Origin of the sequence: Pseudomonas pseudonitroreducens (genome assembly GCF_021603645.1) — a bacterium.
Taxonomy (GTDB): Bacteria; Pseudomonadota; Gammaproteobacteria; order Pseudomonadales; family Pseudomonadaceae; genus Pseudomonas; species Pseudomonas pseudonitroreducens.
The window spans coordinates 121,847-136,385 of record NZ_BQHJ01000002.1; the positions used below are offsets into that span (position 1 = coordinate 121,847).

The following is a 14,539-nucleotide window of genomic DNA, read 5'->3' on the forward strand; positions in this document are numbered from 1 at the left end:
CATTTTCCCGTATTCAGGGCAATAGAAACACCCGCAAGGCTTGTGGCTATCCCGCAAGATCGCCACAAACCTGCGCTGGATCAGCAGATCAATGCTTGCGGTTCACCACCTGGGCGGCGCGCAGCACATCGGTGCCGATCTCGCCTTCGAACTGCTTCCACAACGGCTGCATGGCGGTGCGCCAGGCGTCGCGCTCGGCCGGGCTCAAGGTGATGATGCGCGCCTTGCCGTTGGCCACCACGTGCTCGCGTTCCTTCTGGTTCAGCGCTTCGGCGTCCTTGTTCACCTCGACGGTGACTTCTTCGATGATGCTTTCCAGTTGGGTGCGCACCGGGTACGGCATGCTGTTCCAGAACTTCTGGTTGCTGATCACCATGTAGCTGAGTACACCGTGGTTGGTCTCGGTGATGAACGGCTGCGCGCTGTCGAGTTTCTGGCTGCCGATGTTCGACCAGGTGTTCTCGGTGCCCTGCACCTTGCCGTCCTGCAGCGCCTTGAGGGTCTCGGCGAAGGGCATCTTCACTGCCGTGGCGTCGAGCAGACCGAATTGCGCGGTGATCACCGAAGACGGCTGAATACGGAAGGCCAGGCCCTTGGCATCGGCCGGCGCGCGCAGCTCGCGGTTGGCGGAGAGCTGCTTCATGCCGTTGTTCCAATAGCCCAGGCCATAGATGCCCGAGCGCGCCATGGAGTGCAGCAGCTCACGACTCTTGTCGCGTTTCTGGAAGCGCTTCACCGCCTCCAGGTCATCGAACAGGAACGGCAGGTCGAAGACTTCGAGCTGCTTGGTGTAGCCCTCGAACTTCGACAACGACGGCGCCAGCATCTGCACCTTGCCGTCCTGCAGCGCCTGTAGCTCGTCGGCATCGCCGAACAGCGTGGAGTTGGGGAATACCTCGACCTTCACCTGGCCGGCCAGGCGCTCTTCCACCAGCTTCTTGAACAACAGCGCGCCACGACCCTTGGGCGTGTCGTCGGCAACGACATGGGAGAACTTGATCACGATGGGCGCATCGGCGAAGGCCGCTTGAGCCACGAGGAAAAGGGCGGACAGGGCCACCCCGAGTAACGACTTGTACATCGACATCCTTATGCAATGGCAATAGCCCGGCGCGCGAACGAACGTCGCGTGTCGAGGATTCGTGAAGACTTGGAGTGGTGGCCGTCGGTCGGCGGAGGCGTGCTCCGGGATCGGGCCCTACCGGGTCGCCTGGAGCGCCCGGTTATTATTGGGAGGCCGCCGCGCAGCGATGGAAAGACGACAGCGGGCGGATAGGTCATAATTTTTCGGTATAACGCCGCCCTGCACAAGCAGATGATGGCCAACTGCTTCTCAGTTTGATGACAATCTCGTTGCAATCAGCCTCGTCTCATTGCGACTTCCGGCTTCATCTGTTCCCAGACCTTCTTCGTTCGAGAGTCCCATGCCCGTCCTCGCCAGCCCCTTCGCCCAGCTCGACCTGGCCCGCCACCCCGAACAGCGCGAAGACCCGCTGCAGGCCTTCGATGCGGCGGACGAATACCTGCTCGCGCACCTGCACGAACAAGGTGTCGGCGCGAACAGCCGGGTGCTGGTGCTCAATGACAGCTTCGGCGCCCTCGCCGCCAGCCTCGCACCCCACGTGAAGCTGACCAGCAGCGGCGACTCGCACCTGGGTTTCATCGCTCTGCAGCGCAACCTGGAACGCAACGGCCTGACCGGCGCGCTGCTGAGTTTCGTGCCCTCCAGCGAAATACCGCAGGGCCCGTTCGACCACGTGCTGGTGCGCGCGCCGAAGACCCTGGCGCTACTGGAAGAACAGCTGATCCGCCTGCACGGCCAGCTCGCTCCTGGCGCCAAGGTGGTCGCTGCCGGGATGATCAAGCATCTGCCGCGCGCCGCCGGTGACCTGCTGGAGAAGTACATCGGGCCGATGCAGGCCTCGCTGGCGGTGAAGAAGGCCCGCCTGCTGGTCGCCACCGCCGAACAACGCCCAGCCCCTGCCTCGCCCTACCCCACGCGCTATCACCTGGACAAACCGGCGCTCACGCTGGTCAACCACGCCAACGTGTTCTGTCGCGACGGCCTGGATATCGGCACTCGCGCCTTCCTCCCACACCTGCCGCAGATCCACCACGCCGTGCGCGCCGCCGACCTGGGCTGCGGCAACGGCGTGCTGGGCATCGCCTTCGCCCTGCTCAATCCGCAGGCCGAGCTGACGCTGGTGGATGAGTCGTACATGGCCGTGCAGTCCGCCCAGGAGAACTGGCAGGCGGCCCTCGGCGACCGGCCTGTGGATATCCATCCCGACGATGGGCTGGCCAGCCAGCCTGCCAATTCGCAGGACCTGGTCCTGTGCAACCCGCCGTTCCACCAGCAGCAGGTAGTCGGCGACTTCCTCGCCTGGCGCATGTTCCAGCAGGCGCGCGCGGCGCTGGTTACAGGCGGCGAGTTGTGGATCGTCGGCAACCGTCACCTGGGCTACCACGCCAAGCTCAAGCGGCTGTTCCGCGGCGTCGAGCAAGTGGCGGCAAATCCGAAATTCGTGGTGCTGAAAGCGACCAAATAAGCCGCCGGGATTGCTCCGGCCGGCGCGCCGGAGCAGCATGGATCGCCTTCGCCAGGACGCCAGCCATGACCGCACAAGAACCCTCCCCTTCCCAGCCGGAGCTGATCCGCACCGCCGATGGCGTCAACCTGGCGCTGCGCCTCGTGGGCCCTGCGGATGGCGTGCCCATCGTGCTGACTCACGGCACCTTCTCCAACCACCGCAGTTGCCTGGGCCTGGCCAACTACCTCGCCGGGCAAGGGTTCGCCTGCTGGCTGTTCGAATGGCGCGGACATGGCGACAGCGGGCGCAATGGGTTTATCCACAGCTTCGATGATGTGGCCGAGCAGGACGTACCGGCGATTCTCGACGCGGTGAGCCAGCGCAGCGGGCAAACGGCGCTGCACTGGATCGGCCATTCCGGCGGCGGGTTGATCGTCACCATGTGGGCGGCGCGCAACCCCGAACTGGCGCAGCGGCGGCTGCGCTCGACGGTGCTGATCGGTTCCCAGGCCACGGCGGCCGGGGCCAGTCTTTCTCATCGGCTCGCCGTGCTCGGCTACGACTGGCTGCTGCGCTGGCGTCGTGTCGCGCCGAGCCGGGCGAAGAGCGTCGGGCCGGAGGCGGAGAGCGCTCTGCTGATGCGCCAGTGGTGCCAGTGGAACCTGCGGCGGCGTTTCAATTCGCTGGCGGGCTTCGACTATCTGGCAGGACTGGCAAATGTCGATTTACCGGTGCTGGGCGTGGCGGGCAGCGGCGATACCTTCATCGCCCCGGTTGCCGGATGCGAAGCGCTGGTGAAAGCGTTCGGCGGCAACGACGCGAGGCTGGAGCTGTTCGGACTGGCGACCGGCGCGCGGGAGGATTACAGCCATAACCGCCTGCTGCTGTCGCGCAATGCCAGCCAGGAAATCTGGCCACGAATTGCTGATTGGCTGAAGCGGCACTGAAGCCGCGAGATTCGGTGCCGCCGGGGTTCGCGAGCAAGCTCGCTCCTGCGAAGAGCACCACGGCGCCAGCCTGCAGGAACGAGGGGACGCCCAGTCCTTGCTCGCGAACCTGTCAGGAACGCAGGGCGTCAGGGGTATCGACGTCGCGCAGCACGCCTGCGTCGGCAACGTTCAGGGTGAGGCAGTGATCGCGATGCGCCTGAACCAAGGCTCGGGCGCCTTCGTCGCCAGTGAGTTGGGTTAACGCCGGCCAGAACTCGCGGCCGAACAACACGGGATGGCCGCGCTGGCCATCGTGAAGCGGGAAGAGAATGGTCGAGGGGCTGGCCGCTTCCGTTAATGCACGCAAGGTTTGCGGGGCGATCCACGGCATGTCGCCCAGCAGGATGGCGACCGCCTCTGCCTGAGAGTCGTTCAGCGACGCTGCGCCGGCCGCCAGGCTGTGCCCCATACCGAGCGCCGCATCCAGGCTGTGGATAACCCGGCAGCCGGCGGGCAGGTCGAAATCCTCGGCCCGCTCGCCGTCACGCAGCACCACCCGGACTTCATCGAACACCGCCAACGCGCATTCGACGCTATGCGCCAGCAGGCTGCGCCCATCAGGAAGAGCCGCGCGGCGCTTGTCCGCGCCAAAACGCGAGCCCTGGCCGGCGGCCAGGACCAGCGCGACAACCGTCACAGCGCCTCGCGGGCGACACCGCTGCGCGTGCGCAGGATGTCGGCGAGCACCGCCAGGGCGATTTCCGCCGGGGTCTTGCTGCCCAGGTTGAGACCGATGGGCGCATGCACCCGCGCCAGCTCCGTCTCGTTCAGGCCGCCGACCCGGTGCAGGCGTTCGCGGCGCTTGTCGGAGGTGGTGCGCGAGCCCATGACACCGATGTAGAAGGCCTCGGTGCGCACGGCTTCGAGCATCGCCAGGTCATCGATCTTCGGGTCGTGGGTCAGCGCGACCACGGCGGTGTCCGCGTGGCAACCGCCGTTGGCAATGAACACCGAGGGCAACTCGCGGCGGATTTCGATGCCCTCGAGGACGACGCCATCCAGCGCTTCTTCGCGTGGGTCGCAGAGGATCACCTCGAAGCCAAGGCCCTTGCCGAACTCCGCGCAGAAATGCGCCACGCTGGAATAGCCGGCCAACAGCAGACGCTGAGCCGCGCCGACGCGCAGGCGCACGCTGGCTTCGTCACGTTCCACGCGCGGGCCATGCTCGTGGTCATCGCTCAGGCGGCGGCGGCCGTCGCGCAGGTTCACTTCACGCAGCAGGCGACGCTGGCCGAGCAGCGCCGACTCCAGCTCACGCAAGTGCGCCTGCACGTCGCAATCGGGCGCGAGGTTTTCCACCAGCACGTCGAGGATGCCACCGCAGGGCAGGCGGATATTGCTGCGGGTATCGGTGCCGTCGCCGTAGCGCACGACGACTACCGGCTCACTGAACTCGCCTTCGGCGACGCGTTCGAGGAAGTCATCCTCGACGCAGCCGCCGGACAGCGAACCCACCCACTGGCCGCTGGCGTTGACCGCCAGCAGCGAGCCCGGCGCACGGGGCGCCGAGCCGTAGGTGAAGAGCACGCTGCACAGCCATACACGCTGCCCGGCATTGGACCACTGGAGTGCCTGCCGGACTACTTGCAGATCGAGATGCTGCACGACTCACTCCGCTTTGAGTTGAGCGACCTGTTGTACGCCCATGTCACCCGGCAGGCCACCCCAGGCCTGGCGCAGGTAGTTGATGAGGTCGGTGAGCTGCTCGTCATTGAGCTTGTCGGCGAAGCCCGGCATCGGCTGCATGCGCTCGAAGCCGGTGAACTGCTGCTCGCGGATACCTTCGACGATGACCTTGGCCAGGTTGCGCGAATCGGCCAGGCGCAGGGTGGTGTTGCCCTGCATGGCCACGGCGATGTGCGGCTTGCCCTCGCCATCGTTGCCGTGGCAGCCGGCGCAGACGTTGAGGTACTGCTGGCGGCCACGCTTGGCGCTGTCGCTGAGCTGCTCCTCGGCCACCGCCTTGACTACCTTGGCCTGCGGCGGCTGTTCGCCGAGCAGGTAGGTGGACATCGCGGCTAGGTCCTCGTCACCCAGGTGCTGGGTGCTCAGGTGCATCACCGGGAACATCTCGTTGAACATGCTGCCCTGCGGGCTCATGCCGTGCTTGAGGAAGCCGGTCAGGTCGGCGCTGGTCCAGCCGCGCTCGGCCAGGTCCTGGGCCAGCAGGCTCGGCGCGCTGTAACCGTTGAGCAGGCCGCCGGTCAGGCGCTTGTCCTGCTCCAGGGCGCCGATCTGGTTGCGCGGGGTGTGGCACTCGCCGCAGTGGCCGAGCACTTCCACCAGGTACTGGCCGCGCTTGTACGGCTCGCTCTTGCCCTCGGTGTTTTCCAGCTGGAGGCTCTTGCCGTAGAGCATGTTCCAGCCGCTCAGGCCCAGGCGCACGTTGAACGGGAAGCTCAGGCTGGTTTGCGGCGCGGCGCGATGCACCGGCGTCTGGCTCATCAGGTACGCGTAGAGGGCATCGCTGTCCTCGCGCTTGATGAGGTGGTACGAGGTGTAGGGCATGGCCGGATAGAGATTGGCGCCGTCCTTGCGCTTGCCCTCGGTAAGGGCGGCGAAGAACTCGTCGGCGCTGTAGTTGCCGATGCCGAAGTCCTTGTCCGGGGTGATGTTGCTGCCGTAGATGGTGCCGAACGGCGAGTGGATCGGCAGGCCGCCGGCAAACGGCGCGCCGCCCTCGGCGGTGTGGCAGGCCATGCAGTCGGCGGCGCGGGAGACGTACTCGCCGCGCTTGATCAGCTCCTGGTCAGCGGCTTGTGCACTGATCGCCAGGCCGAGGCCGACAGCCAGCGCGAGGCCGGAAAGAATGCGCTGCATGCTCAACCCTCCTTGACCAGGCCGAGATCGGTCAGCACTTCGCGGGTGGCGTCGTAGTAACGCACGTACCCGGTGCAGCGACAGATGTGGTGGCCGAGGCTGGCCTCGATGGTCGATTCCAGTTCGCTCTTCTTCAGCGGCTGGCGCTGGGCCTTCTCCACCAGCACGGTGGCGGCGTTGACGAAGCCAGGCGCACAGTAGCTGCACTGGAAGGCGAAACGGTCGACGAACTTCTGCTGGATCGGGTTCAGCTCCTTCACCGAACCGTCTGCCTCACGCTTGGCGTGGCCCTCGATGGTGCGCACCTTCTTGCCTTCGAAGTAGTGCGCGCCGGTGATGCAGGTGCGGACTTCCTCGCTGGTGCCGTCGGGGTTGTCGACGATCACCACGCAGGCATGGCAGATGCCCTGGCCGCAGCCCAGGCGCGAACCGGTGAGGTTCTGGTATTCGTGCAGGTAGTCGATCATCGGCAGGTCCTCGGGAACCTCGACCGGACCGACGGTTTGACCATTCAGGGTCAGGTTGAGCGGACGGTTAGCCATTGAGGGCCTCCTTGATGCGAGCGGGAGTGATGGGCAGGTCGCGGACGCGTTTGCCGATGGCGTGGGCCACGGCGTTGCTGATGGCGCCAACCACCGGGATCATCACCACCTCGGCGATGCCCTTGGACGGGTCGCTGGGCGACAGCGGCGGAAGGATTTCCGAACTCTGCTGCCAGACGGCCACGTCTTTCGCCTTCGGGAGACGGTAGCGGTTGAAGTTCCAGTCGCCCTCGCCCGGCCCCCCCTCATACAGCGGCATATCTTCCAGCAGTGCATGGCCGATGCCCATGGCAGTGCCGCCTTCGATCTGGCCTTTCACCAGTTCCGGAACCAGTACACGTCCGCACTCGATCCAGCTGTGGTGGTTGAGCACGCTGACTTCGCCGTTGCCCTTGTTCACCTTCAGCTCGACGATGGTCGCCACCGGGCTGTAGTAGGTCACGGCCGCATTGTTCAGCTGCACCGGCGGATAGGCCACGTTCTGCCGATCCAGCAGGTGGAAACCGGCGCTGTTCATCTGCGCCTTCTTCACGCCCGGCGCGCCGTCACCGTATTTCACGGCCAGGGCGTCCAGCGGCAGGCGATCGCGCACGCCATCGATGACGTAGTCGCACTCCGCCCAGCTCCAGCGGTTGAAGCCGTGGACGGTGGCACCGGTGACCAGGCCCTTCTCGTGGGCGACCTGCGCCAGCTCGGCGAAGGACAGCGGTTGCAGGCCGTTGGCGGTGAGCTGGCCGTCGACCCAGTGAGCATCCTCGCGGCGCACCACCAGCGGGTTGGCGGCGCCGTTGAACGGGCCACGACGCCAGATTTCCAGGGCCGCCGGCCACAGGCCGTGGTTGAACAGCACGCGCGCCGCTTCACGGGTGGCGTGGCTGAAGTAGTAGGCCGAGTTGGTCGCCGACGACGCCGAGGCGTACTTGCCGACCCAGCGCGGGTTGCGCAGCTTCTCGTCCTGGGTCGGCTGGCTCATGGTGTAGGGGTCTTCACCACTGATCAGCTGCAGTTCCGGCCACTCGGTTTCGGCGGTCTTCATCTCGTCCGCCGGCTTGCCGAGGAAGTCGGCCACCACCAGCGCCTGGGAAGTGGACATGCCAGTGCCGATCTCGATGCCGATGTGGCGCATGTGCACCTTGCCGGTGGCATCGAACTCGATGCTCGCCATCGGCGCTTCGGAGCCAGTGCCGAAGTCCTTCTGGCAGATGGCGAAGCCGACGCCGTACCAGTGGTCCGGGTCCTTGGCGTCCATCTCCTTCTTGCGTGCGTCGCGGGTCTTCCACCACTCGTGGGCGGCGGCCTTGTCGAGGATTTCGTGCAGGCGCAGCGCACCGGCAGGGATAGCGCCCTGGGTGTTCTTCATGCCCGACTTCAGCGCGTTGACGCGGCGCAGTTCGATGGCATCGACGCCCAGGCGACCGGCGATCTCGTCCACCATCATCTCGGTGGCAGCCATGCTCTGCAGGGTGCCGTAGCCACGCATGGACCCGGCCTCGACGGCGCGGGAATGGTAGGCGGTCACCTGCAGGTCATTCTGCGGCATGTAGTAGATCGACTGCGCAGCAGTGGCGCCCACGGCGGCCACGGACGGGCTGTAGTTGATGCGGCCGCCGCCGTCCACGCTCATCTCGGTGCGGAAGATCTTGAAGGTCATGTCCTTCTTGTCCACCGCGAGCTGGTAGCGGATGTCGAACGGGTGGCGCTTGATGCCGCTCTGGAACTGCTCGTAGCGGTCGTTGGCCAGGCGCACCGGGACACCGTTGCCGTACAGCGCAGCCAGGGCCGCGTAGTAGACGAAGATGTTGTGATCCTTGGAGCCATAACCCACGGTGTAGCCGGGGTGCATGTTCAGCTTGGCCAGGCCGAAGCGCGACGGGGCGATCATGTGCGCCGTCTCGTAGGCCGCTTCGAACGGGCACTGGGTGGCGACCACGAAGTGCAGGGTCTTGCTCGCCGGGTCGTACCAGCCGTTGCCGTTGTCCGGCTCCAGGGCGGCCGGCTCGATGGACGGGGTCTTGTAGCGTTCGTCGAAGACCAGCCAGTTCTCCGGCGGGTTTTCGATCTGGTCCTTGATCTTCTGCGCGTAGAACAGGCCCTGCTCGGTGAGGTCACCGTGCTGGTTGGGCTGCTGGTTCCACACTGGTTTGCGCTCGCGGATCATCGGGAAGAGGATCGAGTCCTTGAGGCTGGAGAACTCGTCCGGATCGGCCGAAGTCGCCCCGCCGACGCGTACGTAGCGGAAGCTGCCGTAGGGGTCGCCCTGGTACAGCGGCGCCTGCGCGCCGTAGCGGATCGCCTTGTCGTTGAACTTCATCTTCAGCTTGGCCTGGCGGAAGCGCTCGAAGTCGTTCCAGATCAGGATCGCCACCGGGTGGCCGATGAACATCGGCACCTTGCCGCGCGGCAGCAGTGGGTCCGGGGCGTGGGCTTCGGGGAAGACGATGCCGTCCTTGTCCAGGTCCTCGGCGGTGACGACGCGGTCCGGCTGCAACTCGGCACCCAGCCAGGCGAGGTCGATGCCGTCGAAGATGCGATCGGCCTTGATGGTCTTGAGCAGCATGGCGTGGCCCTGCTGCTGCGGCCAGCCGGGCATGTCCTTGGCGCGGATGTCGCGGGCGAACACCTTGTTGCCGCAGACTTTGGACAGCGCATCGTTACGGAAACGCGCCTTGCCGTCGTGGCCCATCCACTGCTGGGGGGAGACGGTGACGGAGTTTTCCATCAGGGCAGCGAAGGCCCGGCTGCCGAGCGGCGCCATGGTCACGCTGACACCGGCAATCAGCCCGCCTTGCAGGAAGGCGCGCCGGGAAATATCACGGTTGGACATGGTTCATCCTCTGGACGGTGAAGACCCGCCCATGTGGTTTTTTTCGGTGCTGGAGAGAGTTCGGAGGCCGCGGAATCGCGGGCGTCTCGGGGATGGCGCCGGAGGAGAGATCCTGCAGGAAAACCTGACTCTTCTGTCAACTTTAACGCACCTCAGGGGCACGAGGCAAAGTCAATCGGGCAACTTGTCGCGCCGCTGAAAATTTTAGTCGACGGTTCACGACTATTCGCCAATTGCGGAAATCGCCGGCGACAAGCGGAAAAGTGTTACGCCGTGCTACGCTGCACAGCCCTTGCTTAGCCTCCTAACGACCTCCCAGAAAAGCCTCCAAGATGACCGCCGAAGCCACGTCCCTGCTGCGTCACCGCCCCTTCCTCGCCTTCTGGCTGGCCCGCGTCTGCACCGCCAGCGCCTTCCAGATGATCACCGTGGCCATCGGCTGGCATATCTACGAACTGACCCACAACGTGCTCGACCTGGGCCTGGTCGGGCTGGTGGAGTTCACCCCGCGCGTGCTGTTCATGCTGCACACCGGCCACGTTGCCGACCGCTACGACCGCCGGCGCATCGCCTCGCTCTGCCAGGTCGGCCAGGGCCTGATTGCCGTGGCGCTGGTGGTGGGCGCCAGCACCGACAACGTGACCCGCGAGATGATCTTCGTGATGGCCTTCCTGCTCGGTACCGCGCGGGCCTTCGAGATGCCGACCACCCAGGCGCTGCTGCCGAATATCGTGCCCACGGCACTCTTCCCCCGCGCCGTGGCGGCGTCCGCCTCGGCCATGCAGGCGGCGACCATCGCCGCGCCGGCGTTCGGCGGTTTCCTCTATGCCTTCGGCGCGTTCTGGGTCTATACACCGACCGCAATCCTTTACTTCATCGCCTGCACCCTGGTGCTCACCCTGCCCTCGCGCCAGGCGCCAGCCACGCAGGGCAAGGCCACATTGGAATCGCTGCTGGCGGGCATCCGCTTCATCCGCAGCCGCCCGGACATCTTCGGCGCCATCTCCCTGGACCTGTTCGCCGTGCTGCTGGGCGGCGCCACCGCGCTGCTGCCGGTATTCGCCAAGGACATCCTGCTCACCGGCCCCTGGGGCCTGGGCCTGCTGCGCTCGGCGCCAGCGGTGGGCGCGCTGCTGATGTCGTTCTGGCTGGCGCGCTTCCCCATCGAGCGCAACGTCGGGCGGATCATGTTCACCGCCGTGGGGGTATTCGGCGTCACCACTATCGCCTTCGGCCTGTCGACGTCGTTCTGGTTCTCCCTGGCAGTACTGGTGGTGCTGGGCGCAGCGGACATGATCAGCATGGTCATCCGTGGCGCTTTCGTGCAGTTGGAAACCCCGGACGAAATGCGCGGCCGGGTCAGCGCGGTGAACGGCCTGTTCATCGGCGCCTCGAACCAGCTGGGCGAGTTCGAATCCGGCGTCACTGCACACTGGCTGGGTACCGTGCCGGCGGTGGTGCTTGGCGGAGTCGGCACACTCGTCGTCACCGGCGCGTGGATGAAGCTGTTCCCCACCCTGGCCAAGCGCGACAAGCTGCACTGAGTTTGCTGCTGCGCTACAGCGAACCTCAGCTGGTCGAGGACGGAGTCCGCTCCTGCAGTCACCGGATAGCACCGTCGTAGGATGGGTGGAGCTTGCGATACCCATCAACGTTTTCGCGCATTAATCGATGGGTATCGCTTCGCTCCACACCATCCTGCGAGCTGGGCTCCCCTTCGCTTCCACGAGAAGTCCAGGTAAAAAAATCCCCCGCTGGAAGCACCGGCGAGGGATGTGGGAACGGGCGCCGCGGACAGCGCCCGGATGGGATCGATTGCGCGAGCTAGTGCGGCGTGCCCAGCCCCGCCGCGCTCATGAACAGGCGCATCAGCCAGGCCGCGACACCCAGGCCGGCGACGCTCAGCACCCAGATCAGCACCAGCCAGCCCAGCCGCTTGCGCAGCGGCGCCTTCTCCTGCTCTTCATGGGTCATGCCGCGCACCTCTAGTGGTAGCCGTCGCCGTGCTTCACCTTGCCGCGGAACACGTAGTAGCTCCAGGCGGTGTAGACGAGGATGAAGGGGATGATGAACAGCGCGCCCACCAGCATGAAGCCCAGGCTCTGCGGCGGCGCCGCGGCATCCCAGATCGACATCGACGGCGGGATGATGTTCGGCCACAGGCTGATGCCCAGGCCGCTGTAGCCCAGGAAGATCAGCGCCAGGGTGAGCAGGAATGGCTTCACGTGGTCGTTGCGCGCCACCGAGCGCAGCAGGCTGTAGAAGGTGAGTAATACCAGCAGCGGCACCGGCAGGAACCAGAACAGGTTCGGCAGGCTGAACCAGCGCTGGGCGATCTCGGTGTGAGCCAGTGGAGTCCACAGGCTGACAATGCCGATCACCGCCAGCAGCACCAGCGCCAACGGCCGGGCCAGGTCATGCATGCGCTCCTGCAGCTTGCCTTCGGTCTTCATGATCAGCCAGGTGCAGCCCAGCAGGCTGTAGGCGACCACCAGGCCAAGGCCACAGAACAGCGGGAAGGGTGCCAGCCAGTCCAGCGAGCCGCCGGCGAACTGGCGGTTCTCCACCGGGATGCCCTCGATGAAGGCACCCAGCGCCACGCCCTGGAAGAAGGTCGCCACCAGGGAACCGACAATGAACGACTTGTCCCAGATGTGTCGCTTCGCCGGCCGCGCCTTGAAGCGGAACTCGAAGGCCACGCCGCGGAAGATCAGCCCGACGAGCATCAGGATCAGCGGCAGGTACAGCGCCGAGAGCACCGCCGAGTAGGCCACCGGGAAGGCGCCGAACAGCGCCGCGCCCCCCAGCACCAGCCAGGTCTCGTTACCGTCCCAGACTGGCGCCACGGTATTCATCATGACGTCGCGGTCGCCCTCGTCCTTGAAGAAGGGGTAGAGCATGCCTATCCCCAGGTCGAAGCCGTCCATCACCACGTACATCATCACGCCGAAGATGATGATGATCGCCCAGATCAGCGGAAGATCGATTCCCATGGCTCAGTTCCTCCCCGCTTCGGTGGTGTCATCGTCATCAAGGCCCTCTTCGGTGGCCGACAGCGGTCGTGCCGCGGTGCGTTTCTGGCCGGCGCCGCCATGGCTGGTCTCGCGGCCTTCGTGGGTGACCGGGCCCTTGCGTACCAGGCGCATCATGTAGCCGATGCCGACGCCGAACAGGCTGAAGTACACCAACACGAACATCACCAGGGTCAGGCTCATCTGCGTGACACTGTGGTTGGATACCGCATCACTGGTGCGCATCAGCCCGTAGACCACCCACGGCTGGCGGCCGATTTCGGTGGTGAACCAGCCGGCGAGAATCGCGATCAGGCCGGACGGCCCCATCCACAACACCAGCTTGAGGAAGGCGCGACTCTCGAACAGCCGCTTGCGCCAGCGCAGCCAGGCGCTCCACAGGCCGACCAGGATCATCAGCATGCCTAAGCCGGCCATGATGCGGAACGACCAGAAGACGATGGTGGAATTGGGCCGGTCGGCTTTCGGGAAGTCCTTCAGCGCCGGGATCGGCTCGGTCAGGCTGTGATTCAGGATCAGGCTGCCGAGCACCGGGATTTCGATCTTGAAGCGGGTTTCCTCACGCTCCATGTCCGGCCAGCCGAACAGGATCAGCGGGGTCGGTTCGCCGCTGCTGTTGTCCCAGTGGCCTTCCATCGCAGCGATCTTCGCCGGCTGGTGCTTGAGCGTGTTGAGGCCGTGGGCGTCACCGACCATGGCCTGGATCGGCGCAACGATCAGCGCCATCCACATAGCCATCGAGAGCATCTTGCGGATGGCCGGGTTATCGCGGCCGCGCAGCAGGTGCCAGGCCGCCGACGCGCCGACGAAGAAGGCGGTGGCAACGAACGAGGCAATCGCCATGTGCAGCAGGCGATAGGGGAAGGACGGGTTGAAGATGATTGCCAGCCAGTCCACCGGCACCACGATGCCATTGACGATCTCGTGGCCCTGCGGGGTCTGCATCCAGCTGTTGGAGGCAAGGATCCAGAAGGTGGAAATCAGTGTGCCGATCGCCACCATCACCGTGGCGAAGAAGTGCAGCCCCGGGCCGACGCGGTGCCAGCCGAAGAGCATGACGCCGAGGAAGCCGGCCTCGAGGAAGAACGCGGTGAGCACTTCATAGGTCAACAGCGGACCGGTGACGCTCCCGGCGAAGGCCGAGAAGGCGCTCCAGTTGGTGCCGAACTGGTAGGCCATGACGAGGCCGGAGACCACGCCCATGCCGAAGTTGACGGCGAAGATCTTCGACCAGAAGTGATAGAGGTCGCGGTAGACCTCCTCGTGGGTCTTCAGCCACAGACCTTCGAGCACCGCCAGGTAGCTGGCGAGGCCAATGGTGATGGCAGGGAAGATGATGTGGAAGGACACGGTAAAGGCGAACTGGATCCGGGCCAGGTCGAGCGCCTCTAATCCGAACATGACGATTCCTCTTCAGGCTGACGCCACCCCCACGGAAGGGTCTGGCACCGTACCTTGCGCATGCGCAGGGCGTTCTTGCGTGATGTCTTTGTTGCTGGGCGAATCTTTTTCGAGCCACCGATCTGCTGTCGGTTCGGGTTCTTTTCGCCGCTCATTCAGAATGGACCACCATCTGCATTGACGCCGCTCAAGAAAACGTCTCGATCTTACGCGCCCAGGTGGCATGGGTTGGAGTGGTGGGTTGCCGCGCGACGGGGTGTCGCGCGACAGGTTGTCTCAGTCTTTCCGTATGAACAAAATCGAATATGAAAATGAAAAATTAATATTTTATTGGAATAAAAAGAGCAGGTAACTTTCGCTGCAACCGCTGCCGAGTGAGCCGCGGACAAAGACTCCACCG

12 protein-coding genes are annotated in these 14,539 nt (G+C 65.2%); 3 read left to right on the forward strand and 9 right to left on the reverse strand.

Going from position 1 to position 14,539, the window contains the following annotated elements; all coding sequences use genetic code 11:
- Positions 1-88: 88 nt before the first annotated feature.
- On the reverse strand, positions 89-1,081 hold the full coding sequence (locus L6D89_RS04740) for a TRAP transporter substrate-binding protein (RefSeq protein ID WP_236198924.1): 993 nt from the start codon (positions 1,079-1,081) through the stop codon (positions 89-91).
- Between the two features lie 343 nt (positions 1,082-1,424).
- Here L6D89_RS04740 and L6D89_RS04745 point away from each other — a divergent pair, with 343 nt between their 5' ends.
- Together L6D89_RS04745 and L6D89_RS04750 are read left to right on the forward strand one after the other, a co-directional pair.
- A complete protein-coding gene (locus tag L6D89_RS04745) occupies positions 1,425-2,549 on the forward strand; it encodes a methyltransferase (protein ID WP_236198925.1) in 1,125 nt (374 codons plus the stop codon).
- 65 nt (positions 2,550-2,614) lie between these two features.
- Entirely contained in the window at positions 2,615-3,478 is an 864-nt protein-coding gene (locus L6D89_RS04750) for an alpha/beta fold hydrolase (RefSeq protein WP_236198926.1), read from the forward strand.
- Positions 3,479-3,590: 112 nt separating this feature from the next.
- Here the strand turns inward: L6D89_RS04750 and L6D89_RS04755 are convergent, their stop codons facing one another.
- From L6D89_RS04755 to L6D89_RS04775, 5 genes are read right to left on the reverse strand one after another with little or no spacing between them, the layout of a single operon-like run.
- Positions 3,591-4,157 carry a nucleotidyltransferase family protein gene (locus L6D89_RS04755; protein ID WP_236198927.1) on the reverse strand — a complete coding sequence of 189 codons (567 nt, stop codon included), beginning with the start codon at positions 4,155-4,157 and terminating at the stop codon, positions 3,591-3,593.
- A complete protein-coding gene (locus L6D89_RS04760; RefSeq protein ID WP_236198928.1) occupies positions 4,154-5,125 on the reverse strand; it encodes an XdhC family protein in 972 nt (323 codons plus the stop codon). Before L6D89_RS04760 ends, L6D89_RS04755 begins: the two co-directional genes overlap by 4 nt.
- Positions 5,126-5,128: 3 nt before the next feature.
- Positions 5,129-6,340, reverse strand: coding sequence for a cytochrome c (locus L6D89_RS04765; protein ID WP_236198929.1), 1,212 nt, complete (start codon positions 6,338-6,340; stop codon positions 5,129-5,131).
- A 2-nt stretch (positions 6,341-6,342) separates the two neighbouring features.
- Positions 6,343-6,882: a (2Fe-2S)-binding protein gene (locus L6D89_RS04770; RefSeq protein ID WP_017520662.1), complete on the reverse strand. Its 540-nt coding sequence runs from the start codon at positions 6,880-6,882 to the stop codon at positions 6,343-6,345.
- A complete protein-coding gene (locus tag L6D89_RS04775; protein ID WP_236198930.1) occupies positions 6,875-9,706 on the reverse strand; it encodes a xanthine dehydrogenase family protein molybdopterin-binding subunit in 2,832 nt (943 codons plus the stop codon). The genes L6D89_RS04770 and L6D89_RS04775 overlap by 8 nt, the downstream gene beginning before the upstream one ends.
- A gap of 332 nt (positions 9,707-10,038) precedes the next feature.
- Here L6D89_RS04775 and L6D89_RS04780 point away from each other — a divergent pair, with 332 nt between their 5' ends.
- Positions 10,039-11,250 (forward strand): MFS transporter, encoded by a 1,212-nt coding sequence (locus L6D89_RS04780; protein ID WP_236171426.1) that lies wholly within the window; start codon positions 10,039-10,041, stop codon positions 11,248-11,250.
- A 280-nt stretch (positions 11,251-11,530) separates the two neighbouring features.
- Here the strand turns inward: L6D89_RS04780 and L6D89_RS04785 are convergent, their stop codons facing one another.
- From L6D89_RS04785 to L6D89_RS04795, 3 genes are read right to left on the reverse strand one after another with little or no spacing between them, the layout of a single operon-like run.
- The gene (locus L6D89_RS04785; RefSeq protein ID WP_236198931.1) at positions 11,531-11,680 is read right to left on the reverse strand and encodes a DUF2474 domain-containing protein; all 150 of its coding nucleotides are present in this window, start codon (positions 11,678-11,680) and stop codon (positions 11,531-11,533) included.
- 11 nt (positions 11,681-11,691) lie between these two features.
- Positions 11,692-12,699: a cytochrome d ubiquinol oxidase subunit II gene (gene cydB / locus L6D89_RS04790; RefSeq protein ID WP_236198932.1), complete on the reverse strand. Its 1,008-nt coding sequence runs from the start codon at positions 12,697-12,699 to the stop codon at positions 11,692-11,694.
- A gap of 3 nt (positions 12,700-12,702) precedes the next feature.
- On the reverse strand, positions 12,703-14,139 hold the full coding sequence (locus L6D89_RS04795; protein ID WP_236171424.1) for a cytochrome ubiquinol oxidase subunit I: 1,437 nt from the start codon (positions 14,137-14,139) through the stop codon (positions 12,703-12,705).
- Between the last annotated feature and the right edge of the window lie 400 nt (positions 14,140-14,539).

Excerpts from the sequence above, each read along its gene's own strand:
- L6D89_RS04740 (WP_236198924.1), bottom strand. The coding sequence starts at position 1,081 with ATGTACAAGTCGTTACTCGGGGTGGCCCTGTCCGCCCTTTTCCTCGTG.
- L6D89_RS04745 (WP_236198925.1), top strand. The coding sequence starts at position 1,425 with ATGCCCGTCCTCGCCAGCCCCTTCGCCCAGCTCGACCTGGCCCGCCAC.
- L6D89_RS04750 (WP_236198926.1), top strand. The coding sequence starts at position 2,615 with ATGACCGCACAAGAACCCTCCCCTTCCCAGCCGGAGCTGATCCGCACC.
- L6D89_RS04765 (WP_236198929.1), bottom strand. The coding sequence starts at position 6,340 with ATGCAGCGCATTCTTTCCGGCCTCGCGCTGGCTGTCGGCCTCGGCCTG.
- L6D89_RS04770 (WP_017520662.1), bottom strand. The coding sequence starts at position 6,882 with ATGGCTAACCGTCCGCTCAACCTGACCCTGAATGGTCAAACCGTCGGT.
- L6D89_RS04775 (WP_236198930.1), bottom strand. The coding sequence starts at position 9,706 with ATGTCCAACCGTGATATTTCCCGGCGCGCCTTCCTGCAAGGCGGGCTG.
- L6D89_RS04780 (WP_236171426.1), top strand. The coding sequence starts at position 10,039 with ATGACCGCCGAAGCCACGTCCCTGCTGCGTCACCGCCCCTTCCTCGCC.
- L6D89_RS04785 (WP_236198931.1), bottom strand. The coding sequence starts at position 11,680 with ATGACCCATGAAGAGCAGGAGAAGGCGCCGCTGCGCAAGCGGCTGGGC.
- cydB (WP_236198932.1), bottom strand. The coding sequence starts at position 12,699 with ATGGGAATCGATCTTCCGCTGATCTGGGCGATCATCATCATCTTCGGC.
- L6D89_RS04795 (WP_236171424.1), bottom strand. The coding sequence starts at position 14,139 with ATGTTCGGATTAGAGGCGCTCGACCTGGCCCGGATCCAGTTCGCCTTT.